This window comes from Streptomyces sp. NPDC059201, from assembly GCF_042754585.1.
Taxonomy (GTDB): domain Bacteria; phylum Actinomycetota; class Actinomycetes; order Streptomycetales; family Streptomycetaceae; genus Streptomyces.
This window is the reverse complement of the sequence record NZ_JBHZBB010000011.1, coordinates 211,826-233,051: the sequence shown is the minus strand read 5'-3', so window position 1 is coordinate 233,051 and position 21,226 is coordinate 211,826. Positions and strand designations below refer to the sequence as shown.

19 protein-coding genes are annotated in these 21,226 nt (G+C 74.5%); 8 read left to right on the top strand and 11 right to left on the bottom strand.

What is annotated here, in order from left to right; all coding sequences use genetic code 11:
* Positions 1-393: 393 nt before the first annotated feature.
* The 3 genes from ACFXMG_RS30775 (at position 394) to idi (ending at position 3,598) form a co-directional block, all read left to right on the top strand.
* On the top strand, positions 394-1,335 hold the full coding sequence (locus ACFXMG_RS30775; protein WP_383818624.1) for a cation diffusion facilitator family transporter: 942 nt from the start codon (positions 394-396) through the stop codon (positions 1,333-1,335).
* A 213-nt stretch (positions 1,336-1,548) separates the two neighbouring features.
* Positions 1,549-2,814, top strand: a complete 1,266-nt coding sequence (locus tag ACFXMG_RS30770; RefSeq protein ID WP_384119885.1) for a GNAT family N-acetyltransferase — start codon at positions 1,549-1,551, stop codon at positions 2,812-2,814.
* A gap of 151 nt (positions 2,815-2,965) precedes the next feature.
* A complete protein-coding gene (gene idi, locus ACFXMG_RS30765) occupies positions 2,966-3,598 on the top strand; it encodes an isopentenyl-diphosphate Delta-isomerase (protein WP_383819983.1) in 633 nt (210 codons plus the stop codon).
* Here idi and ACFXMG_RS30760 read toward each other — a convergent pair.
* Positions 3,564-4,079 (bottom strand): ATP-binding protein, encoded by a 516-nt coding sequence (locus ACFXMG_RS30760; RefSeq protein WP_383819985.1) that lies wholly within the window; start codon positions 4,077-4,079, stop codon positions 3,564-3,566. The genes idi and ACFXMG_RS30760 overlap by 35 nt on opposite strands.
* A gap of 130 nt (positions 4,080-4,209) precedes the next feature.
* Entirely contained in the window at positions 4,210-4,989 is a 780-nt protein-coding gene (locus ACFXMG_RS30755) for a DUF308 domain-containing protein (protein WP_383819986.1), read from the bottom strand.
* Positions 4,990-5,061: 72 nt separating this feature from the next.
* Here ACFXMG_RS30755 and ACFXMG_RS30750 point away from each other — a divergent pair, with 72 nt between their 5' ends.
* Entirely contained in the window at positions 5,062-5,814 is a 753-nt protein-coding gene (locus ACFXMG_RS30750) for an enoyl-CoA hydratase/isomerase family protein (RefSeq protein ID WP_383819989.1), read from the top strand.
* A gap of 3 nt (positions 5,815-5,817) precedes the next feature.
* Here ACFXMG_RS30750 and ACFXMG_RS30745 read toward each other — a convergent pair whose 3' ends face one another.
* Positions 5,818-6,459, bottom strand: a complete 642-nt coding sequence (locus ACFXMG_RS30745) for a DJ-1/PfpI family protein (protein ID WP_383819991.1) — start codon at positions 6,457-6,459, stop codon at positions 5,818-5,820.
* A gap of 14 nt (positions 6,460-6,473) precedes the next feature.
* A complete protein-coding gene (locus ACFXMG_RS30740) occupies positions 6,474-7,460 on the bottom strand; it encodes a GlxA family transcriptional regulator (RefSeq protein ID WP_383819993.1) in 987 nt (328 codons plus the stop codon).
* Positions 7,461-7,577: 117 nt separating this feature from the next.
* On the opposite strand from ACFXMG_RS30740, the gene ACFXMG_RS30735 reads away from it, so the two are divergent.
* A complete protein-coding gene (locus tag ACFXMG_RS30735; RefSeq protein ID WP_383819995.1) occupies positions 7,578-8,444 on the top strand; it encodes a hypothetical protein in 867 nt (288 codons plus the stop codon).
* A gap of 128 nt (positions 8,445-8,572) precedes the next feature.
* Positions 8,573-10,987 (top strand): Tex family protein, encoded by a 2,415-nt coding sequence (locus ACFXMG_RS30730; protein WP_383819997.1) that lies wholly within the window; start codon positions 8,573-8,575, stop codon positions 10,985-10,987.
* Positions 10,988-11,201: 214 nt separating this feature from the next.
* On the opposite strand, the gene ACFXMG_RS30725 is transcribed toward ACFXMG_RS30730, so the two are convergent.
* From ACFXMG_RS30725 to ACFXMG_RS30715, 3 genes are read right to left on the bottom strand one after another with little or no spacing between them, the layout of a single operon-like run.
* Complete coding sequence (locus ACFXMG_RS30725) at positions 11,202-11,606, bottom strand: hypothetical protein (RefSeq protein ID WP_383820000.1); 405 nt, start codon at positions 11,604-11,606, stop codon at positions 11,202-11,204.
* Entirely contained in the window at positions 11,603-12,337 is a 735-nt protein-coding gene (locus ACFXMG_RS30720) for a 2-phosphosulfolactate phosphatase (RefSeq protein ID WP_383820002.1), read from the bottom strand. The genes ACFXMG_RS30725 and ACFXMG_RS30720 overlap by 4 nt, the downstream gene beginning before the upstream one ends.
* Entirely contained in the window at positions 12,337-13,974 is a 1,638-nt protein-coding gene (locus ACFXMG_RS30715; protein ID WP_383820004.1) for an ABC-F family ATP-binding cassette domain-containing protein, read from the bottom strand. Before ACFXMG_RS30715 ends, ACFXMG_RS30720 begins: the two co-directional genes overlap by 1 nt.
* Before the next feature lie 53 nt (positions 13,975-14,027).
* On the opposite strand from ACFXMG_RS30715, the gene ACFXMG_RS30710 reads away from it, so the two are divergent.
* Complete coding sequence (locus ACFXMG_RS30710) at positions 14,028-14,996, top strand: NAD(P)/FAD-dependent oxidoreductase (RefSeq protein WP_383820007.1); 969 nt, start codon at positions 14,028-14,030, stop codon at positions 14,994-14,996.
* 723 nt (positions 14,997-15,719) lie between these two features.
* Here the strand turns inward: ACFXMG_RS30710 and ACFXMG_RS30705 are convergent.
* Entirely contained in the window at positions 15,720-16,025 is a 306-nt protein-coding gene (locus tag ACFXMG_RS30705; protein ID WP_383820009.1) for a hypothetical protein, read from the bottom strand.
* A 116-nt stretch (positions 16,026-16,141) separates the two neighbouring features.
* The gene (locus tag ACFXMG_RS30700; RefSeq protein ID WP_383820176.1) at positions 16,142-17,443 is read right to left on the bottom strand and encodes a M14 family metallocarboxypeptidase; all 1,302 of its coding nucleotides are present in this window, start codon (positions 17,441-17,443) and stop codon (positions 16,142-16,144) included.
* A gap of 229 nt (positions 17,444-17,672) precedes the next feature.
* On the opposite strand from ACFXMG_RS30700, the gene ACFXMG_RS30695 reads away from it, so the two are divergent.
* Positions 17,673-19,220 (top strand): M1 family metallopeptidase, encoded by a 1,548-nt coding sequence (locus ACFXMG_RS30695; RefSeq protein WP_383820012.1) that lies wholly within the window; start codon positions 17,673-17,675, stop codon positions 19,218-19,220.
* Positions 19,221-19,245: 25 nt separating this feature from the next.
* On the opposite strand, the gene ACFXMG_RS30690 is transcribed toward ACFXMG_RS30695, so the two are convergent.
* Positions 19,246-20,061, bottom strand: coding sequence for an oxygenase MpaB family protein (locus tag ACFXMG_RS30690; RefSeq protein WP_383820015.1), 816 nt, complete (start codon positions 20,059-20,061; stop codon positions 19,246-19,248).
* 564 nt (positions 20,062-20,625) lie between these two features.
* Positions 20,626-21,117, bottom strand: coding sequence for a hypothetical protein (locus ACFXMG_RS30685; RefSeq protein ID WP_383820018.1), 492 nt, complete (start codon positions 21,115-21,117; stop codon positions 20,626-20,628).
* Between the last annotated feature and the right edge of the window lie 109 nt (positions 21,118-21,226).

Sequence of the window (21,226 nt, the reverse complement as noted above, 5' to 3'; positions counted from 1 at the left end):
AACGGGCAGAGGGCCGGCGGGTCCCTGGCGGGCCCGGCCACGTCGGTGCGCCCCGGCACCGGGCGGCGACACGTCGGCTGAGGCTATCGGATGGACGGAGCGTGAGTTCACCGAGGCTTCGCACGCCGGACTCCCCTCGGTCCACCCCTCGCCGCCGGGGTGCGCCGCGCTCCGCGTGATCATCATCGGTGATCGGCGGCCCGCCCTCCAAACCGGTCTCCGGGGCCCCTCGGAGGACGTTCCGGCAGGTGATCGCACGAATGGCGCAGCGGAGGGCATCGTCGCAGGTCAGAGCAATGACAACGGTGTTCAGTATCGTGTTGCGCATACCCCCCACCCGTAGTTCACTGGCGGCCTGGGGCACCGTTGGAACAGGACTTGGGAGGCCATGTCATGGGGGCTGGACACGACCACGGGCACAGCCACGGGGGGACGCCGCCGAGCGGCACCGCGGGCGCCGCGTACCGGAACCGGTTGCGGATCGCGCTCGGGATCACGCTCTCCGTGATGGTGATCGAGATCGTCGGCGGTCTCGTCGCCGACTCGCTCGCGCTGATCGCCGACGCGGCGCACATGGCGACCGACGCGGTCGGTCTGGCGATGGCGCTGCTCGCGATCCACTTCGCCAACCGGCCGCCGTCCGGGAACCGCACCTTCGGCTTCCTCCGGGCGGAGATCCTGGCGGCGCTCGCGAACTGCCTGCTGCTGCTCGGTGTCGGCGGGTACGTGCTGTACGAGGCGGTCCAGCGGTTCATGGAGCCGGCCGAGACCAAGGGCGGGCTGGCCATCGCCTTCGCCGTGGTCGGTCTGGTGGCGAACATCGTCTCGCTGTCACTGCTGATGCGGGGCCAGAAGGAGAGCCTGAACGTCCGGGGCGCCTATCTGGAGGTGCTGGCCGACGCGCTCGGCTCGGTGACGGTGATCATCTCGGCGGCGATCATCCTGGCGACCGGCTGGCAGTACGCCGACCCGATCGCCTCCCTGGTCATCGGCCTGATGATCGTGCCGCGCACGCTCAAGCTGCTGCGGGAGACCCTGGACGTGCTCCTGGAGGCGGCGCCCAAGGGCGTGGACATGGCGGAGGTACGGGCCCACATCCTGGCCCTGCCGGGCGTCGACGACGTGCACGACCTGCACGCCTGGACGATCACCTCCGGCATGCCGGTCCTCTCCGCGCATGTGGTGGTGGACGCGGGGGCGCTGGACTCGGTGGGCCACGAGAAGATGCTGCACCAGCTCCAGGGCTGCCTGGGCGACCACTTCGACGTGGAGCACTGCACCTTCCAGCTGGAGCCGGCCGGGCACGCCGAGCACGAGGCGAAGCTCTGCCTGTGACCCGCGACCCGCGGCCCGCGACCTGTGAGATGCTCTTCGTACGAACACGTGCGTGAGAGGAGCTGAGGTTGATGACCGTCGCGATGGAGGCCGCTGTCCGCGGCCGTACCCGGTCCAGCTTCAGCTCCCGGGTCTCCGGCTGACCTGATCCCGGTTCTTCCACCGGTCCGTCACGTCGTCGGCCGGGACCCTTTCACACCAAGGGTTTCCACGTTGTCCGACAACGACATCCAGAACGCTTCCGCGTCCCGCGACGCCTTCTTCGCCCTGCACCACGGTCTTCCGCGGCAGGGTCCGGGCTCGGACGCCACCACCCGCCGTCTCCTGGCGCTCGCGGGACCGCTCCCCGAGCGTCCGCGCGTGCTCGACCTGGGCTGCGGCCCCGGCCGCTCCGCGCTGCTCCTCGCCGCCGAGGCGGGGGCCGAGGTGACCGCGGTCGACACCCACGAGCCGTTCCTCGACGAGCTGCGCGCGGCGGCCGCCGCGCGCGGTCTCGGCGACGCGGTCCGTCCGGTCCTGGGCGACATGGGCGCGCTGCCCTACCCCGACGGCTCCTTCGACCTGGTCTGGGCCGAGAGCTCGGTCTTCGTGCTCGGCTTCGACCGGGCGCTCGCCGAGTGGCGCCGGCTGCTCGCGCCGGGAGGGACGCTCGTCCTGACCGAGTGCGTGTGGACCACCGACACCCCCGCCCCGGAGGCCCGCGCCTTCTGGGACGAGCACTATCCGCTCCGCACGGTCACGGAGCTCTCCGCCGCCGCGGTCGGGGCCGGGTACCACGTCCTCGGCGCCTTCACCCAGCCCGACGGCGACTGGGACGAGTACTACGTCCCGCTCGCCGCGCACGCCGACGCCGCCGACACCTCCGTGCCGGGGATGGCGGGGGCCGTGGCGGGCGCCCGGGCCGAGATCGAGATGCGCCGCGCCCACGGCGGCGACTACGGCTACGCGGGGCTGGTGCTCCGTCCGGCCGACCCGCGCTGGCCGACCCGTCCCGAGCGGGCGGCCGACCACGCGGCCGTACGGGAGCTGACCGCGGCGGCCTTCGGGTCGCCCGCCGAGGCCGATCTGGTCGACGCCCTGCGCGCCGACCCGGACGCCTGGCTGCCCGGGCTCTCGGTGGTCGCCGAGGCCCCGGACGGTTCGGTCGCCGCGCACGCGCTGATCACCCGCTGCCGGGTGGGCGGGGTGCCGGCGGCGGCACTCGCGCCGGTCTCGGTGGCGCCTGAGCACCAGCGGACGGGGGCCGGACAGGCCGTCACCCGGGCGGTGCTCGACGCGGCGCGGGTCGCGGGCGAGTCGCTGGTGCTCGTGCTCGGGCATCCGGAGTACTACCCCCGGTTCGGCTTCGTACGGGCGTCCGAGTATGGAATCAAGCCAGGTTTCGAGGTTCCGGACGAAGCGATGATGGCGCTCGTCCTGGACGGTTCCGCGCCGGTCCCGGCGGGCACGATCGCCTATCCGGCGGCTTTCGGGGTCTGACCTGCCCCTGACGGATCCCGCCGCTCCCCCGGCCGGTGTACTCCGGTCCGGTGGGAGCGGCGGGCTCCGGCCGCCGAAGTGCGGACAAGCCGCTTTTGTACGGCAGACTGGGGTCGCCCCCAGGGGCCGAGGACCGAAGCGAAGGATGGGTATGCCGACCACACAGGGCACCGCGGCCGCGATCGCGCCGGGGCTTGCGTCTCAGCTCTCGTCGAACGGCGCGGAGCCGTCCGCCACCCCGGAGCCGATCATGCTGGAACTGGTCGACGAGGCCGGGAACACCATCGGTACGGCGGAGAAGCTCGCCGCCCACCAGGCCCCCGGGCTGCTGCACCGCGCCTTCTCGGTCTTCCTCTTCGACGAGGAGGGCCGGCTGCTGCTCCAGCGCCGCGCGCTCGGCAAGTACCACTCCCCCGGCGTCTGGTCGAACACCTGCTGCGGGCACCCCTACCCGGGCGAGGCGCCCTTCGCGGCGGCCGCCCGGCGCACCTTCGAGGAGCTGGGCGTCTCCCCCTCCCTGATGGGCGAGGCCGGCACCGTGCGCTACAACCACCCGGACCCGGCGTCGGGCCTGGTGGAGCAGGAGTACAACCACCTCTTCGTCGGCCTGGTGCAGGCCACCCCGAAGCCGGACCCGGAGGAGATCGGGGACTACGCCTTCGTCACCCCGGCCGAGCTCGACGAGCGGCACGCGGCCGCGCCGTTCTCCGCCTGGTTCATGACGGTGCTCGACGCGGCGCGCCCGGCGATCAGGGAGCTGACGGGTCCTGCCGGGGGCTGGTGACCCGGCCGTCCGGCGCCCCCGGCCCCGGTGCCATCGGGGCCAGGGGCAGCGCCGCCCAGATGATCTTGCCGCCGCCCGCGGTGTGCTCGACGTCGCAGGCGCCGCCGGCCTCCAGGGCGATCTCCTTCACCAGGTGCAGCCCCCGGCCGCCGGTCTGGCCGTAGTCCGCCTCCAGCGCCTTGGGCCGGTAGGGATGGTTGTCCTCGACGGACACCCGGACCCACTCCGGCCCGATGGCCACCTCGACCGCTATCTCCGGGGAGAGCAGCGCCGCGTGCCGCACGGCGTTGGTGACCAGCTCGGAGACGATCAGCAACAGCCCGTCCCGGATCGACTCGTGGACCGGAACTCCCTGCCGGGCCAGCAGGTCGCGTACCGCGTGCCGGGCCTGGGGGACGGAGACGTCGACCGCGGGAGCGGTGAAGCGCCAGACTCCTTCGTAGGACGGTGGCCGGGCGGGGACACCTCCGCGGGTCTCCATGGTCCGGTTCCCACCCTCGTGCTCGATTCTCGCCACACTGGGAGTCTTGGCAATCCGGAGGGGTCTCCCGACCTACTGACCAGAAGTCGACACCTATCGACCACCTTCTGATCGATGGAGTATGCCGACGTCAGATGTTCGACTGATCCTGCCCGCTTTCCGGAGGGCGCTTCGGCTCCGTATCCGTGGCCGATTCCGGCTTCGTCTCCGGCTTCCCGTCCGGCTTCGTCTCCGGCTCGGTCTTCTGTACGGGCTCCGCCTGCTCTACGGGCTCCGCCTGCGGTTCCGGCTCCGGCTCCGGTTCCGGGTGGGGGTGCGGGGTGACCAGGCCGACGATCCTACGGCCTCCGACGCCGATCGCGATCAGGCCGAGGCCGTCGAAGAGCAGCGCCAGGGAGAAGAAGCAGCCGAGGACGTACCGGCTGCTCTCCGGCCAGTCGAAGAGCACCAGCAGACCGAGCAGCAGCCCGAAGGCGCCCTGGAAGAGCGTCCAGCCGAACTGCGGGCCGCGCACCACCACGCTGCCGACCAGCCGGAACACCCCGCCGGTGAGGAAGAGGAGGGCGGCGAACATCGTCAGCGCCTCGGCCGAGCCCTCCGGGTGACGGATCACCACCAGGCCGGCCGCGAGGTTCAGCGCCGCGACCACCGCCGCGAGCCAGAAGTAGCTGGTGCCCCGGGACTGCACCGCCTGGAGCAGCCCGACGAAGCCGCCGACGAGGAGCAGCCAGCCGAAGAGGAACATGGAGGTCAGGGTGGCGAACCCGGTGTAGACCAGGCCGACGAGTCCGCCGATCACCAGCAGCGTGCCCAGGGCGGTGAGCCAGCCGAAGCTCCGGCCGAGCCGCTTCCCCTCGCGCTCCATCTCCCGCACGGGATCGAGGCCGTCGTCCCGGGGGTCCTTGGCCATCGCTCCTCCTCAGGGCCGTACGCCGACCCCTTCCTGATCGTACGTTCGGCACCGGTGGATAGCATCCGGCCCATGGAGACCCTGGAACCGCGGCTCGTCGACAGCGTCACGGACGGGGTCGCGACCCTCGTCATCAGCAACCCCGCCAAGCGCAACGCCATGACGGCCGGGATGTGGCGGGCGCTGCCCGGCGTCCTCGACCGCCTCGCCGCCGACCCGGCGGTCCGGGTGCTGGTGCTGACCGGCGCGGGCGACACCTTCTGCGCGGGCGCGGACATCTCCACGCTGCGCGAGCCGGGCGACGAGCAGCAGACGCTGGCCGTCCGCGCCGAGGAGGCGCTCGCCGCCTTCCCCAAGCCGACCCTCGCCGCCGTCCGCGGCTACTGCGTCGGCGGCGGCAGCCAGCTCGCCGGCGCCTGCGACCTGCGCTTCGCGGCGGAGGGCACCCTCTTCGGGATCACCCCGGCGAAGCTCGGCATCGTCTACCCCTCCTCCTCCACCCGGCGGCTGACCGCCCTGGTGGGCCCGGCCACCGCCAAGTACCTGCTCTTCTCCGGCGAGCTGATCGACACCGAGCGGGCGCTGCGCACCGGCTTCGTGGACGAGGCGCACCCGGCCGAGGGGCTGGCGAAGCGGGTCGAGGAGTTCTGCCGGGTCCTCGTCTCCCGCTCGCTGCTCACCCAGGCGGCGGCCAAGGAGTTCGCCGACGGGCGCCTCGACCGGGACGCGCACTGGACCGCGCAGGCGCGCGGCAGCGGCGACACCGCGGAGGGTGTCGCCGCCTTCCTGGAGCGCCGGCCGCCCCGCTTCACGTACGGCCTCTGAGGCTCAGCCCTGGGCCGCCGTGGCGGTGGTCTCGGCGCGCCACCTCGCCACCAGCTCGGCCGGGGCCTTCTCCGGCGAGCCGGCGTCGTACGGGGGCTGCGGGTCGTACTCGGTGAGCAGCTGGACGGTCATGGCGACGTCGTCGCCGGCGATCCGGCCGAGCAGGTGCAGGCCCATGTCGATGCCGGACGAGACGCCGGCCGCCGTCACGTACTTGCCGTCGAAGACGACCCGGTCGCCGGTGGGTTCGACGCCCAGCTCGCGCAGCTCGTCGTAGGCCAGCCAGTGGGTGGTCGCGCGGCGGCCTTCGAGCAGCCCGGCGGCGGCGAGGAGCACCGAGCCGGTGCAGACCGAGGTGGTCCAGGTGCTGGTGGCGTCGGCGGTGCGCAGCCACTCCTGGATCTCCGGGTCGTGCATGGCCTGCCGGGTCTCGGGGCCACCGGGGACGAGGACGATGTCCGGGTGCGGGACGTCGGCGAGGGCCTTGTCGGCGACGAGCGCGAGGTTGCCCTGGTCGTTGCGGACCGGGCCGGGCTCCTTGGCGACGAAGACGGTCTCCGCCCCGGGGAGCCGGGAGAGGATCTCGTACGGGCCGACGGCGTCGAGCGTGGTGAAGCCCTCGAAGAGCAGGACGGCGATCTGCATGGGTGTGATCCCTTTCAGCTGACGGGTGCGGTGAGGGGTGCGTGGAAGCGGCGGCGGTACTCGGCGGGGGCGGTGCCGAGCGCCTTCAGGAAGGCGCGGCGCATCGCCTCGGGGGTGCCGTAGCCGGCGGCGCGGGAGACCTCCTCGACCCCGCGGGTGGTCTCCTCCAGGAGCCTGCGGGCGTGTTCGAGGCGGATCCGGTCGACGTAACGGCCCGGGGTGACCCCGGTCTCGGCCTGGAAGGCGCGGGCGAAGTGGCGGGGCGAGAGCCGGGCGCGGGCGGCGAGCCGTTCGACCGACAGGTCCCCGTCCGGGTGCTCGGCGATCCACGCCTGGAGGTCGCGCAGCGGTTCGCGGCGCGCGGTCTGGGCGGCGAGCTGGGCGCTGAACTGGGCCTGGTTGCCGGGCCTGCGGAGGAAGACCACGAGCAGCCGGGCGATGGTGAGGGCCGCCTCCCGGCCCAGGTCCTCCTCCACCAGCGCCAAGGCCAGGTCGATGCCGGCGGTGACCCCGGCGGAGGTCGCGATCCGGCCGTCCCTGACGAAGATCGGGTCGGGGTCGACCTCGACCTCCGGATGCCGGGCGGCCAGGTGCTCGCAGGCCATCCAGTGGGTGGTGGCCCGGTGCCCGTCGAGGAGTCCCGCCTCGGCGAGCCGCAGCGCCCCGGTGCAGACCGAGACCAGCCGCTCGGCGCGCGGGCCGTGGACGCGCAGCCAGTCGACGAGCGCCGGGTCGGTGCCCCGGGTGCCCTCGCCGCCGGGGACGACGAGGGTGTGCGGCGGTCCTTCGGCGACGGCCTCGGCGAGTGCGGTGTCGGGGAGGATCCGCAGGCCGCTGCTGGTGCGGACGGGTCCGCCGTCCAGGGAGGCGGTACGGATCGGATACGGGTCCTCAGCGGCGTCCGAGGCCCAGGCGGCGGCGTGGAACACCTCGACGGGTCCGGTGACGTCGAGGCTCTGCACGCCGTCGAAGAGGACGACGAGGACGGGGCGCGGGGTCATGGCTCCATCCTTCGGGCCCGGCGGGGATGGCCGCAAGGACGAGGACCCCACCTTTCCTGCCACCGCCGCCGGGGCCGCGTTCCCCGCGTACCAAGCAGTCGGTTAGGTTCTGGTGCCATGACGACCTCACTGCCGCCGAAGGCCGGGCGCCGCTGTCACAGCGCCCTCAACTCGCTCCACTCGACGCTGTACTTCTCCCCCGACCTGGACCGGGAGTTCGGGGCGCTCGGCTTCACCGACCCCACCTCGATGCGGCTCGCCGCGCGCAGCGCCCCGCTCGGCGCCGTCGGCGCGGGGACGATCGCCGCGACCTTCTACAACTACAACCACGAGCTGCTGGCCCGGCACCTGCCGGGCGTCTGGGAGACCGCCTCCCCCGCCGCCGTCCTCGACGCCCGGCTGCGGACCGTCGACGCCACCCTGCGCCGGCTGCTCGGCGAGGAGGCCGTCGCCTCCCCCGAGCTGGCCGAGGCCGCCGGTCTCGCCCTGCGGGCCGCCGAGGCGTGCACCCGGCACGCCCGCCCGATGTACTCCGCCAACGCCGACCTGCCGGTGCCCGAGGAGCCGCACCTCGCCTTCTGGTACGCGGTGACCCTGCTGCGCGAGCACCGCGGCGACGGGCACCTGGCGGCCCTGCTCACCGCCGGACTCGACCCGATCGAGGCGCTGGCCTCCCACACCGCCACCGGCAAGGGCATGTCGCCGCGCTGGGTCCTCGGCTCCCGGGGCTGGGGCCGGGCCGACTGGGAGGCCGCCCGGGAGCGGCTGCGCGAGCGCGGGATCCTCGACGCCGACGGCGAGCTGACGGAGACGGGCGCCGGGCTGCGGGCGGAGCTGGAGGAGGTCACGGACCGGCTGGACGCCGCGCCGTACGAGCACCTCGGCGCGGCGGGCGTGGCGCGCCTGACCGAGCTGGGCCGCGGCTTCCTGGTCGCCGCCGCGGGCGCGGGCGCCTTCCCCGCGGACCTCATCGGCAAGGGCTGAACCGCCCGGTCACGGCCCCGGCGGGCCCGGTTCCGGCGCGCGGAACCGGGTCGGTTGCCGCGTCCGGGTGACGGACGCGGCACAATGCACGGGCAAGCCAGTGGTACGAGCAGACGGGTCGGGACACGGTGACGACGTCCATCGAAGCAAGGATCGCCGAGGAGCTCGGCGTACGCGAGCGACAGGTGAAGGCGGCGGTCGAGCTCCTCGACGGCGGCTCCACCGTGCCGTTCATCGCGCGCTACCGCAAGGAAGCGACCGAGATGCTCGACGACGCGCAGCTGCGCACCCTGGAGGAGCGGCTGCGCTATCTGCGGGAGCTGGAGGACCGGCGGACGGCCGTCCTCGACTCCGTGCGCGAGCAGGGCAAGCTGACCGAGGAGCTGGAGGCCCGCATCCTGGCCGCCGACACCAAGGCGCGCCTTGAGGACATCTACCTGCCGTTCAAGCCGAAGCGGCGCACCAAGGCGCAGATCGCGCGCGAGGCCGGTCTCGCGCCGCTCGCGGAGGGGCTGCTGGCCGATCCGTCGGTGGAGCCCGCCGCCGCGGCGGCCGCCTTCGTGGACGCGGACAAGGGCGTCGCGGACGCCCCGGCGGCTCTGGAGGGCGCGCGGGCGATCCTCACCGAGAAGTTCTCCGAGGACGCCGACCTCATCGGCGAGCTGCGCGAGCGGATGTGGGTCCGTGGGCGGCTCGCGGCGAAGGTGCGTGAGGGCAAGGAACAGGACGGCGCGAAGTTCGCCGACTACTTCGACTTCGCCGAGCCGTTCACCGAGCTGCCCTCCCACCGGGTCCTCGCGATGCTGCGCGGCGAGAAGGAGGACGTGCTCGGCCTGGAGCTGGTGCCGGAGGAGCCCACGGACGGGCCCTCGTCGTACGAGCCGATCGTGGCGGGCCGCTTCGGCATCGCCGACCGGGGGCGCCCCGGCGACAAGTGGCTCCAGGACACGGTCCGCTGGGCCTGGCGCACCCGGATCCTGGTGCACCTCGGGATCGACCTGCGGCTGCGGCTGCGGACGGCCGCCGAGGACGAGGCGGTCCGGGTCTTCGCGGCGAACCTGCGGGACCTGCTGCTGGCCGCCCCGGCGGGCACCCGGGCGACGCTGGGCCTCGACCCCGGCTTCCGTACCGGCGTGAAGGTGGCGGTGGTCGACGCGACCGGCAAGGTCGTGGCCACGGACACGATCTACCCGCACGTCCCGGCCAACAAGTGGGACGAGTCGCTGGCGAAGCTGGCGCGGCTCGCGAAGGAGCACGCGGTCGAGCTGGTCGCCATCGGCAACGGCACGGCCTCCCGCGAGACCGACCGGCTCGCCACCGAACTCCTCGCCAAGCACCCCGAGTTGCAGCTGACGAAGGTGATGGTCTCGGAGGCCGGCGCCTCCGTGTACTCGGCCTCCGCCTTCGCCTCGCAGGAACTCCCGGGCCTGGACGTGTCGTTGCGCGGCGCGGTGTCGATCGCGCGGCGCCTCCAGGACCCGCTGGCCGAGCTGGTGAAGATCGACCCGAAGTCGATCGGCGTCGGCCAGTACCAGCACGACCTCGCCGAGACGAAGCTCTCGCGCTCGCTCGACGCGGTGGTCGAGGACTGTGTGAACGGTGTCGGTGTCGACGTCAACACCGCGTCGGCGCCGCTGCTTTCACGGGTCTCCGGGATCAGTGGCGGCCTCGCGGAGAACATCGTGGCGCACCGCGACGCCAACGGCCCCTTCCGCTCCCGCAGGGCGCTCAAGGACGTGGCCAGGCTCGGCCCGAAGGCGTACGAGCAGTGCGCGGGCTTCCTGCGGATCCGGGGCGGCGACGATCCGCTGGACGCGTCGTCGGTGCACCCGGAGGCGTATCCGGTGGTGCGGCGGATGGCGAAGACCACGGGCGGTGAGGTGGCCGCGCTGATCGGCGACACCGGCACGCTGCGGTCGCTGCGGCCCGCCGACTTCGTCGACGACTCCTTCGGTCTGCCGACCGTCACCGACATCCTGCGCGAGCTGGAGAAGCCGGGCCGTGACCCGCGGCCCGCGTTCCGGACCGCGACGTTCAAGGAGGGCGTCGAGAAGATCGGCGACCTGCTGTCGGGGATGGTGCTGGAGGGTGTGGTGACGAACGTCGCGGCCTTCGGGGCGTTCGTGGACGTCGGTGTGCACCAGGACGGGCTCGTGCACGTCTCCGCCATGTCGAAGACCTTCGTCAAGGACCCGCGCGACGTGGTGAAGCCGGGTGACGTGGTGAAGGTGAAGGTGCTCGACGTCGACATCCCCCGGAAGCGGATCTCGCTGACGCTGCGGCTGGAGGACGAGGTGTCGGGCGAGGGGGGTGCGCCGAAGCGGGAGCGGGAGCGGGAGCGGGGTGGACGGCCGCCTCAGCAGAGGCAGGGCGGGCAGGGGCAGGGGCGTGAGCGCGGGCAGGGGCAGGGGCAGGGCCAGGGCCAGGGCCAGGCTCGTGGGCAGGCCCGTGGGCAGGCTGCGGCCGCGCCTTCCAACTCCGCGATGGCGGACGCGCTGCGGAAGGCGGGGCTGCTCGGGGAGGGCGGGCGCAAGAAGCGCTGAGGCGCGAGGGGCGGGCACGACGGAGCGGAGGCGCCCGCGAGGGCGCCGTTCCGGTGTGCCCACCCGTTCCGCCCCTTGCGGAACGCCTGCCCACACCGGGGGTGGGTGGGCAGGCGGGACGGCTGCCCACGCCGGGAGTGGGCGGCTGGCCGCCGCCGGGGGCGGGGCGGCTGGCCGCGCCGGAGCGGGGAACCGGGGTGGGGTGGGGTGGGGGCTACGGGAGGAAGCGCAAGGCCCAGTCGGCGCGGTTGGCGACCGTGAGGTCGTCGTCCCCGGTGAGGGGCCGCAGGACGCGCTCGGCGGTTTTGGGGTCGGCTTGGACGAGGTCGACGATTTCCGTGGCCAGGCCGTCCTGGTCGTCGCCGAGGTCTGCCGCCGAGGCGCGGACGAGGACCGGGAGGGTGTCGGGGCCGCCGAGGGCGGCGAGGACGCCGCCGAGGAGTTCGCGGGCGTAGCCGTTGCGCTCGGCGACGGCACGGTCCAGCTCGGACTCCAGGCGCGGCAGCAGCGTCAGGTCGCCGCCCGCCCCGATCTCGTCGGCGAGGTCGATCGTGGCGTCGACGTCCGCGTCGAGGTCGTCCAGCATCGCGAGGAGCCGGGTCACGCTGTCGTCGGTCATGGTGCCTCCTGGAATGCGCCGTCCACGAGGACGGGGACGGTGGTCGACGCGTCGAGCTCGGCGGCCACCTCCACGTCCCGCGGACAGCCGTACTCGTACAGTTCACGGCCCGAGTCGCAGCCGTGCAAGGCGGCGGCCGGGTCCTCCGTGGCGGCCCACAGCGTGGCCGCCGCGGTCGCCTCCGGGGTCAGGTGGAGCCCCGGCGCGAGGGTGCGCAGGGCGTCGAGGACCGCGCCGGCCCCGAGGTGGTCCTCCAGGGCGGGGCGGAGCGAGCCGTCCGGCCACCGCTCGCCGGAGGCGATCACGGCGAGGGGCCGCTCGCCGGAGCCGTACCCGTGGCGGGCGAGCCACCGGGCGACGGCGGTGCGGTTGCGGAGGGAGGCGGCGACGACGGCCGCGCCGTCCGCCGCCTCGGCGGCGATGGTGGAGCCGTTCGGGGACGGCAGGACGAGCCGGGCCGGTGCGGGGGCGGTGCGGAGCGCCGCCGGGGAGAGCGACCAGGGGTGGTCCGGGGTCGCCTCGCGGCGCCCGACGGCGAGGGTGGCGTCGCGCTCGCGGGCGTACGCGACGGCCGTGGCGTCCCTCCAGCGGTACGGGTGGACGGCGCTGCCGCGCTCGACGGCGACGCCGACCGCCGTCGTGAAGGAGAGCACGTCGACGACGACCACGCACGCCGCCGCCGGGGCGAGGGCCCGTGCCTCGACGGGCCCCCAGCCGAAGGCGACGCTCATCAGAGTTCGGTGACCTTGCCGTCGGCGACCTCGACGCGCCGGTTCACCCGGATCGCGTCGAGCATCCGGCGGTCGTGGGTGACCAGGAGCAGGGTGCCCTCGTAGGCGTCGAGGGCGGACTCCAGCTGTTCGATGGCGGGCAGGTCGAGGTGGTTGGTGGGCTCGTCGAGGACGAGGAGGTTGACGCCCCGGCCCTGGAGGAGGGCGAGCGCGGCGCGGGTCCGCTCGCCCGGGGAGAGGGTGGTGGCGGGGCGCAGCACGTGCTCGGCCTTGAGGCCGAACTTGGCGAGCAGGGTCCGCACGTCGGCGGGCTCGGTGTCCGGGACGGCGGCGCAGAAGGCGTCGAGGAGGGTCTCGGTGCCGTGGAAGAGCTTGCGGGCCTGGTCGACCTCGCCGACGACCACGCCGGAGCCGAGGACGGCGTGGCCGGAGTCGAGCGGGAGGCGGCCGAGGAGGGCGGCGAGCAGGGTGGACTTGCCGGCGCCGTTGGCTCCGGTGACGGCGACGCGGTCGGCCCAGTCGATCTGGAGGGTGACCGGTCCGAAGGAGAAGTCGCCGCGGCGGACCTCGCCGTCGCGCAGGGTGGCGACGACGGCGCCGGAGCGGGGTGCGGCGGCGATCTCCATCCGCAGCTCCCACTCCTTGCGGGGCTCCTCGACGACGTCCAGGCGCTCGATCATGCGCTGGGTCTGGCGGGCCTTCGCGGCCTGCTTCTCGCTGGACTCGCCGCGCAGCTTGCGGCCGATCTTGTCGTTGTCGGTCGCCTTGCGGCGGGCGTTGCGGACGCCCTTGTCCATCCAGTTGCGCTGCATGAGGGCGCGGCCCTCCAGCGCGGACTTCTTGTCGGCGTACTCCTCGTACTCCTCGCGGGCGTGCCGGCGGGCGGTGGCCCGCTCCTCCAGGTAGGCGTCGTAGCCGCCGCCGTAGAGGGTGATCTGCTGCTGGGCGAGGTCGAGTTCGAGGACCTTGGTGACGGTGCGGGCGAGGAACTCGCGGTCGTGGCTGATGACGACGGTGCCGGCCCGCAGGCCCTTCACGAACCCCTCCAGGCGCTCCAGGCCATCGAGGTCGAGGTCGTTGGTCGGCTCGTCGAGGAGGAAGACGTCGTAACGGGAGAGGAGGAGGGAGGCGAGTCCGGCGCGGGCGGCCTGGCCGCCGGAGAGGCCGGTCATCGGCTGGTCGAGGCCGACGGTGAGGCCGAGGGAGGAGGCGACCTCCTCGGCGCGCTCGTCGAGGTCGGCGCCGCCGAGGTCGAGCCAGCGCTCCAGGGTGGTGGCGTACGCGTCGTCGGCGCCGGGGGTGCCGTCGACGAGGCCCTGGGTGGCCTCGTCCATCGCGGTCTGGGCGGCGGCGACGCCGGTGCGGCGGGCCAGGAACTCGCGCACGGTCTCGCCCTCGCGCCGCTCGGGCTCCTGCGGGAGGTGCCCGACGCTCGCGGTGGGCGGCGAGAGGCGGACCTCGCCCTCCTCCGGGGTGTCGAGCCCGGCGAGCAGCCGGAGCAGGCTGGACTTGCCGGCGCCGTTGACGCCGACGAGGCCGATGACGTCGCCGGGGGCGACGACGAGGTCGAGGCCGGCGAAGAGGGTGCGTTCGCCGTGGCCGGCGGCGAGGTCCTTGGCGACGAGAGTGGCAGTCATCAGACCACGCATCCTACGTGGGCGGCGGGGGCCGGGCGGGTACGGTCCCGGGCATGGAGAGCGACGTGATCAGCGATGTGATCGTGGTGGGCGGCGGGGTCGTCGGGCTGGCGACGGCGGTGACGCTGGCGGAGCGGGGTCTGCGGGTACGGCTCTGGTCCCGGGACCCGGCGGAGGCGACGACCTCGGCGGTGGCGGGCGCCCTGTGGTGGCCGTACCGGATCGAGCCGGCGGAGGAGGCCGGGGCCTGGGCGCTGGAGTCGCTGCGGGTGTACGGGGAGCTGGCCGCCGCGCCGGAGGAGACCGGGGTGCGGTGGGTGCCGGGCGTCCACGCGGACACGGTCCTGGACGGCCTCGGCGCCTGGGCGGCCCGGGTGGAGGGGCTGCGGCAGCTACCGGCCGGCGAGGTGCCGGGGCCGTACGCGACCGGGCTGGCCGCCCGGCTGCCGCTGATCGACATGCCGGTCCACCTGGCCTGGCTGCGGGCCCGCCTCGAAGCGGCCGGCGGGGTGGTCGAGCGGCGGGCGGTGAAGGACTGGGAGGAGCCGGCCGCGGCGGCACCCGTGGTCGTGAACTGCACGGGCCTAGCCGCGCGGGAACTGGTCCCGGACGACGGACTGCGCCCGGTGCGGGGTCAGTTGGTGCTGGTGGAGAACCCCGGCGTCGAGGAATGGTTCACGGCAGCGGACGCCGGGGCCGCGCAGACCACGTACTTCTTCCCCCAGCCGGGCCGCCTGATCCTAGGCGGGACAGCGGAGGAGGACGCGGAGGACCTGGCCCCCGACCCGGCGACAGCGGCCGCGATCGTGGCCCGGTGCGCCCTGATCCGACCGGAAATCGCCGAAGCCCGCGTACTGGCCCACCGCGTGGGCCTACGCCCGGCCAGAACCGGCGGCGTACGCGTCGAGGCAGAGCCCCTGCCGGGCGGCGGGCGCCTCGTGCACCACTACGGGCACGGGGGCCCCGGGGTGACGGTGGCGTGGGGGTGCGCACGGCGGGCTGCGGACTTGGTGACGGGCTGAGCGGCCGGGCGGGGAGGGGCGGGACAGAGCGCGGCTGGGCGGGGTGCGGCCGGGCAGGGTGCGGCAGGGCCGGGCAGGGCCAGGCAGGGCCAGGCAGGGCCAGGCCGGGCAGGGCCAGGCAGGGCCAGGCAGGGCCGGGCCAGGCAGGGCCGGGCAGAGCGGCGCCGGGCGGGGCGTGGCCAGGCAAGGCCGGGCCGGGCAAGGCCGGGCAAGGCAAGGCCGGGCAAGGCCGGGCCGGGCAAGGCCGGGCCGGGCAAGGCCGGGCAAGGCCGGGCCGGGCAAGGCCGGGCCGGGCAAGGCCGGGCAAGGACGGACGGACAGAGCGCGGCTGGGCGGGGCGCGGCCAGGCAGGGCGCGGCAGGGCAGGGCCGGGCGCGGCCGGGCAGAGCGCGGCTGGCCGGGCCGGGCCGGGCCAGGCAGGGCAGAGCCGGGCCAGAGAGGGCAGGGCCAGGCAGGGCAGGGCAGAGCGCGGCCGGGCAGGGCGGGGCGGGCAGAGCGCCACCGGCCGGGCGTGGCCAGGCCGGGCCGGGCAAGGCCGGGCAGAGCGCGGCTGGGCGGGGCGCGGCCAGGCAGAGCGCGGCCAGGCCGGGTGGGGCGGGCAGAGCGCGGCCGGGCCGGGTGGGGCGGGCAGAGCGCGGCCGGGCCGGGTGGGGCGGGCAGGCCGAAGGCCCCCGGCCGTGAGGGGCGGGGGCCTTCGGTCGGGCGGGGGTGTCCCTTGCTGGGTTACTTCCAGAGCGGGGGCGAGACGGTCTCGTCGGCTCGGGCGCACTGGTGGGCGCGGCGGTCGAGGGCGTCGGCTCGGGCGGCGGCTCGGCGGGCCTCCTCGCGGGCGCCTAGGCGCTTGAGCTGGGCGGCGCGGTCGCGCTCGTCGCGCGCCTGGTTCTTCAACTGCTGGACGTTGCAGGTGCGGTGCGGTGCCGCCTCGGCCTCCGGGGCGGCGGCGGCCTGTCCGAGCAGCAGGCCCCCGGCCAGCAGCGTCGTGGCGGACAGGGCGGTCAGGATGCGGCGCGCGGGCGTCGCGTGGTGCATGGGTGTCTCCAAGTCGGGGCTGTGGCAGCCCGGATGAGGCATGGTCAGTACCGGTCGGTAACTTTACCCGGACCGAAGGGACCGATCGCACCAGACCCGCCGCATCCACCCCATCGTCAACACTCCTCCACAGGACGCCCACTGACGAGGTGGTAGGTCGCCCGGGCGTCGAGGAGCAGCGGGATCAGGAGCCGCTGGGACTGGCGGAGGGGGACGTACGCGCCGCCGCCGGGTTCGCGGCGCGACGCGACACCGTGCAGGGCGAGTTCGTCGCCCGCCTCGGCGTACTGGGCGGCGTCGAGGCGGTAGCCGCAGGGCGGGTCGGCGATGATCTCGGCGGGCTCGGGCGGTTCGTTGTCGGCGCCGCCGAGGTAGACGGGGCCGCGGTCGGCGAGGCCCTTGAGCCGGGCGGCGGAGGTGGCGGCGGCGAGCGGGCCGCGGCGCTCGGAGACGTACGCGAAGACGTCCTTCAACGCGGTGAGGTGGGTGGCGACCCTGCGCCGCTGGCTGAGGGCGGGGTCGCGTTCCTCGGCCTCGCCGAGCGGGTCCTCGCGGGTCTCGGCGAGGATCGCGGCCATGTGCTTGATCCCGGCCGTGTTGCGCAGGATGCGTTCCTGGCCGTCGCCGGCGACCTGCCGGATGGGGCGTCCGGTGAGGGGGTCGGTCCAGATGCCGTAGACGCCGTGGGTGTGGCCGGCGAGACCGGCGCCGGGGCGGACGTACTCCTCGGACAGGGTGCGGGACTCGGCGTGGACGCGGGCGTCGGTGTCGAGGCTGCGCGGCCAGAGGGCGAGCAGGTCCTTGTCGTAGTACTCGGGGGTGGAGCCGTACTCGTGGAGGTCGTGGACGAGGTCGGGCCGACGGTCGCGGATCAGGGCGGCGAGGGCGCGGGCCTCCGCGGTGCGCAAGGCGAGGTGGTCGCGGTTGACGTCGATGCCGGCGGCGTTGCCCCGGGTGTCGGCCTCGCGCCCGTCGGGGTTGGCGTTGGGCACGACGAGGACGGTGGTGGTGGCGAGGAGGCGCAGCGTCCCCGGGTCGCGGGTGCGGGCGAGGTCGCGGACGGCGGTCAGGCACGCCTCGCGCCCCGCGGGTTCGTCGCCGTGCTGGCCGCAGACGAGCAGGACGGTGGTGGCGCCGCGCGCCGGGCCGAGGGCGGCGAGCCGCAGCGGCCGGCCCTGCTCGGTGGTGCCGAGGGTGGTGACCGTGACCCGGTCGCTGCCCCGGTCGACGGCGGCGAGGAAGTCCCGCTCCTCCGCGTCGGTGGTCCAGCGGGCACCGCCGCTCGTCTCGAACCCGGTCCGGGGCGGGGCCGCCGGGCCCCCGGGGGCGGCCTTCGCCGGGAAGCTGACGAGGGGCAGCCCGAGCACGGCGGTCCCGGCGGCGAGTGCCAGGGCGCGGCGCGCGGCGCGGTATCGCATCGGCATGGGGCGGAACGTACTCGCCGGGCCCGGCGGGACGGAAGACCGCGTGCGGGAAACGGGTGAACCGGCGCTTCATGTCGGCCGAATGGCGATCATGTGACGGAAGGCGCCCTTTACGTGACGCTGCGTCGCGTGATTCATAGAGTCCGAAGCGTACGAACTAAGGACCGACGCCCACCCACGCGTCTTACCTTGCTGACGTTGCCGACGATTTGGAGAGCATCCCGTGCACCGCAGAATCATCGTTCCGAGCGCCCTCGCCGCCTCTCTGCTGCTGGCGATCCCGGCATCGGCGGCCGACTACGTCCCGGGCGCGCCGGGCATCGGCGACTCCTACTACCCCGCCAGCGGCAACGGCGGGTACGACGTCTCCCACTACGACCTGCGGCTGAAGTACCAGCCGGCGACGGACCTCCTGGAGGGCACGGCGACGATCCTGGCGACGACCACGCAGAACCTCTCCCGCTTCAACCTGGACCTGGGGCTGAAGGCGAGCGAGGTCCGCGTCGACGGGCGGCTCGCGAAGTTCACGGCCACCGGCGATCACGAGCTGGAGATCGTCCCGGCCGTGCCGCTGCCGAGGAACAAGCAGGTCACGGTGGTCGTCCGCTACGCGGGCAAGCCCTCGGAGTTCAAGGTCGACGGCTGGTCGGCCTGGCACCGCACCCCGGACGGCGGGGTCGCCGCGCAGGAGCCGGACTCGGCCGCGTGGTGGTTCCCGTCCAACGACCACCCGCGCGACAAGGCCACCTTCGACGTGTCGGTGTCGGTGCCGGACGGCACCCAGGCGATCAGCAACGGCGTGCTCCAGTCGCAGTCCTCGCGGCTCGGCTGGACGCGTTTCAACTGGCGTTCCAACAAGCCGCAGGCGACGTATCTGGCCACGCTCGCGGTCGGGAAGTTCGACATCACGACGGACCGGACGGCGAACGGGCTGCCCGTCCTCAACGCCTACAGCAAGGACCTCGGCGACAACGCGGGCGCGGCCCGCGCCTCGATCGAGCGGACCACCGAGGTCGCGGAGTGGCTGGAGGGGGTCTTCGGCCCGTACCCCTTCAACGCGCTCGGCGGCTACGTGCCCAACGTGACCAGCGGCTACGCGCTGGAGACGCAGACCCGGCCGTTCTACAGCCCGCGCCAGTTCGCGAACGGCGCGAACGTGTCGGTGGTCGTGCACGAGCTGGCCCACCAGTGGTACGGCGACAGCGTCTCGGTGCGCGACTGGAAGGACATCTGGATCAACGAGGGCTTCGCCCGCTACAGCCAGTGGCTGTGGTCGGAGAAGGAGGGCGAGGGCACGGCGCAGGAGCTGGCGGACTACGTGTACGCGATTCGGACGGCCGAGGACCCGTTCTGGACGGTGAAGCCGGGCGACCCGGGGCCGGACAACCAGTTCCACATCGCCGTGTACGACCGGGGCGCGCTGGCGCTCCAGGCGCTGCGGAACGAGATCGGGGACGAGGACTTCTCCGCGATCCTGAAGGGCTGGCCGCAGCGGTTCGCGCACGGCAACGCGCGGGTCGCGGACTTCGTCCGGTACGCGGAGCAGGTCTCCGGCAAGCCGCTGGCGGCGCTCTTCGACACCTGGCTGTACGAGCCCGCCAAGCCGGCCGCGGGACCCGCGCCGGCCGCGGGACCCGCGCCGGCCGCGGCGTCCTCGGCTCCTGCGGCGCGGTCGACCGCGCCGGAGCTGCTCCGGGCGAAGCCCGTCCAGCCGAAGTCGTGGAAGAAGATCGCGGCGACGAACACGGTCCACGAGCGCGAGGACCACTGACGCGGCCGCCCGGGAGGCCCGTCCGTCAGCGCGCGGCGCTGCGGGCGGCCTCCCGGGCACGCCGGGCGAGCGGCAGATAGCGCAGCCGCTCGGGCAGGACGGGGACGACGGCGCGGACGACGCGGGCGAGGCGGCGCAGCCGGCGCTCCTGCTCCGGCGTCCACTCCAGGCCGATGGCGGCGCGGGCGTCCGGCGGCATGAGGCCGATGGTGAGGAAGGCGCGGATCCGCTGGAAGGGGCGGCGCAGCAGCGGCCAGAGGGGGCGAAGCGCGAGCCGCAGGAGCAGCGGGCCCCGGTCGGGGGCGGGCACCGGCGCGTCCGGGTCGAGGAGCTCGCGGACGACGGCGGTCGCCTCCAGCTCCTCGGCGAGGACCTCTCGGTAGTACGGCCAGAACTCCTCGGGAGTCTGCGGCATGTCCCGGTCGTGGATGCCGAGGATCCGGCCGACCTGGAGCCACTCGGCGTACAGCCTGCGGTCCTGGGCCTCGGTGAGGGGCCGGTGCAGCAGGGCGAGGCCGTGCCGGTAGACGGGGTAGCCGGTGGCGTGGACCCAGGAGTAGTACGCGGGCGTCAGCGCGTGGTAGCGCCGCCCGTGCGCGTCGGTCCCCTGGATGTCCCGGTGCAGCGCCCGCAGCCTGCGCCCCTCGGCGACGGCCTCCTCCCCTCCGTACACCCAGAGCTGCACGGACCGCAGCGAGCGCTCACCGCGCCCCCACGGATCGGTCCGGAACACGGAGTGCTCGTCGACCCCGGCCCCGATCGCCGGGTGCGCGACCTGCATGGTCAGCGCGGCGGGCAGCATCAGCAGCGCCCGGACGTCCCCCGCAACACTCCAGAGCACACCACCGACGGGGGGCGGGGTGGGGTCGGTGGCTGGCGCGGGACGGGGGCGGGGCGGAGGTACGGGCTCGGCGCCGGACGCGGGGGCGGGGCGGGGAACGGTGGCGGCGCTGGGCGCGCGGGCGGCACTGGGCACGGGGGCGGCGCTGGGCGCGCGGGCGGCACTGGGCACGGGGGCGGCACTGGGCGCGCGGGCGGCACTGGGCACGGGCACGGCGCTGGGCACGGGCACGGCACTGGGCGCGGGCTCGGCGCCGGACGCGGGGGCGGCGCTGCGCCCGGGGGCGGGTTGCGCGCCGGCGCCGGGCTCGCCCGCGGTTGTGGTGCCGGGTGCGGCTGCGGCTGCGGATGCCGGTTCGAGGCCGGCCGCGGGGCCTGCTTCGGCGGCGGGTCCCGTGTCCGTTGCCGCTCCGGTGGCGTCCATGCGGGGTTCCTTGCCTCTTGCCTCGGTGGTGTCCCTCCAGGGTGCACCCTGCCCGGGGGAGGGACGACGTCGGGGCCGTTCCCTGGGGCTCTCGCCCCGGGAACGGCCCCGGCGTGGTGGTGTGCGGGTCGTCGGTCGCGGTCAGGCGCGGTCGGCGCCGACCGGCTCGCCGACGATGCGGCCGGCGAGGGCGTGGGCCCAGGCGTCGACGTCGGCGTTGAGCTCGCGCTCGGCGGCCTCGCGCTCGGCGGCGATCTTCGCGGTGCCGGCGGCGAGGATGCCGTCGCGCTCGCTCTGGCCCTCGGCGCGGGCGGCGGCGATGGCGACGGAGCCCTCCTCGACGGCCTTGGAGCGGATGCGGGCGGCCTCGTGGCGCGCCTCGGCCAGCTCGGCCTCGTACTGGGCGCGGATCTCCGCGGCCTGGGCGCGCAGGTCGTCGGCGCGGCCGGTGGCGCCTTCGGTGGCGTCCTCACGCTGCTCGATCGTGCGCTTGATCTTCGGGAGGATCACCTTCGCCAGGAAGAAGAAGGTCAGGAAGAACACGGCGAAACCGAGGATGAGCTCGGCCCAGACCGGGTTGAGCGGGCCGAGGTCCATGTCGAAGATCTTGGCGTTGGAGGCGAGGGTCGTCATGGCGCGCATCCTACCTGGTCCCCGGAGCGGCGGATCGTACACCCCCGCGATCGTTGGCGCGCTCGTACGACGCGGGCAAGATTCGCGGCACCTAAAGGCTACCGGAAGG

Excerpts from the sequence above, each read along its gene's own strand:
- ACFXMG_RS30775 (WP_383818624.1), top strand. The coding sequence starts at position 394 with ATGGGGGCTGGACACGACCACGGGCACAGCCACGGGGGGACGCCGCCG.
- idi (WP_383819983.1), top strand. The coding sequence starts at position 2,966 with ATGCCGACCACACAGGGCACCGCGGCCGCGATCGCGCCGGGGCTTGCG.
- ACFXMG_RS30760 (WP_383819985.1), bottom strand. The coding sequence starts at position 4,079 with ATGGAGACCCGCGGAGGTGTCCCCGCCCGGCCACCGTCCTACGAAGGA.
- ACFXMG_RS30755 (WP_383819986.1), bottom strand. The coding sequence starts at position 4,989 with ATGGCCAAGGACCCCCGGGACGACGGCCTCGATCCCGTGCGGGAGATG.
- ACFXMG_RS30750 (WP_383819989.1), top strand. The coding sequence starts at position 5,062 with ATGGAGACCCTGGAACCGCGGCTCGTCGACAGCGTCACGGACGGGGTC.
- ACFXMG_RS30745 (WP_383819991.1), bottom strand. The coding sequence starts at position 6,459 with ATGCAGATCGCCGTCCTGCTCTTCGAGGGCTTCACCACGCTCGACGCC.
- ACFXMG_RS30740 (WP_383819993.1), bottom strand. The coding sequence starts at position 7,460 with ATGACCCCGCGCCCCGTCCTCGTCGTCCTCTTCGACGGCGTGCAGAGC.
- ACFXMG_RS30735 (WP_383819995.1), top strand. The coding sequence starts at position 7,578 with ATGACGACCTCACTGCCGCCGAAGGCCGGGCGCCGCTGTCACAGCGCC.
- ACFXMG_RS30725 (WP_383820000.1), bottom strand. The coding sequence starts at position 11,606 with ATGACCGACGACAGCGTGACCCGGCTCCTCGCGATGCTGGACGACCTC.
- ACFXMG_RS30720 (WP_383820002.1), bottom strand. The coding sequence starts at position 12,337 with ATGAGCGTCGCCTTCGGCTGGGGGCCCGTCGAGGCACGGGCCCTCGCC.
- ACFXMG_RS30715 (WP_383820004.1), bottom strand. The coding sequence starts at position 13,974 with ATGACTGCCACTCTCGTCGCCAAGGACCTCGCCGCCGGCCACGGCGAA.
- ACFXMG_RS30710 (WP_383820007.1), top strand. The coding sequence starts at position 14,028 with ATGGAGAGCGACGTGATCAGCGATGTGATCGTGGTGGGCGGCGGGGTC.
- ACFXMG_RS30705 (WP_383820009.1), bottom strand. The coding sequence starts at position 16,025 with ATGCACCACGCGACGCCCGCGCGCCGCATCCTGACCGCCCTGTCCGCC.
- ACFXMG_RS30700 (WP_383820176.1), bottom strand. The coding sequence starts at position 17,443 with ATGCGATACCGCGCCGCGCGCCGCGCCCTGGCACTCGCCGCCGGGACC.
- ACFXMG_RS30685 (WP_383820018.1), bottom strand. The coding sequence starts at position 21,117 with ATGACGACCCTCGCCTCCAACGCCAAGATCTTCGACATGGACCTCGGC.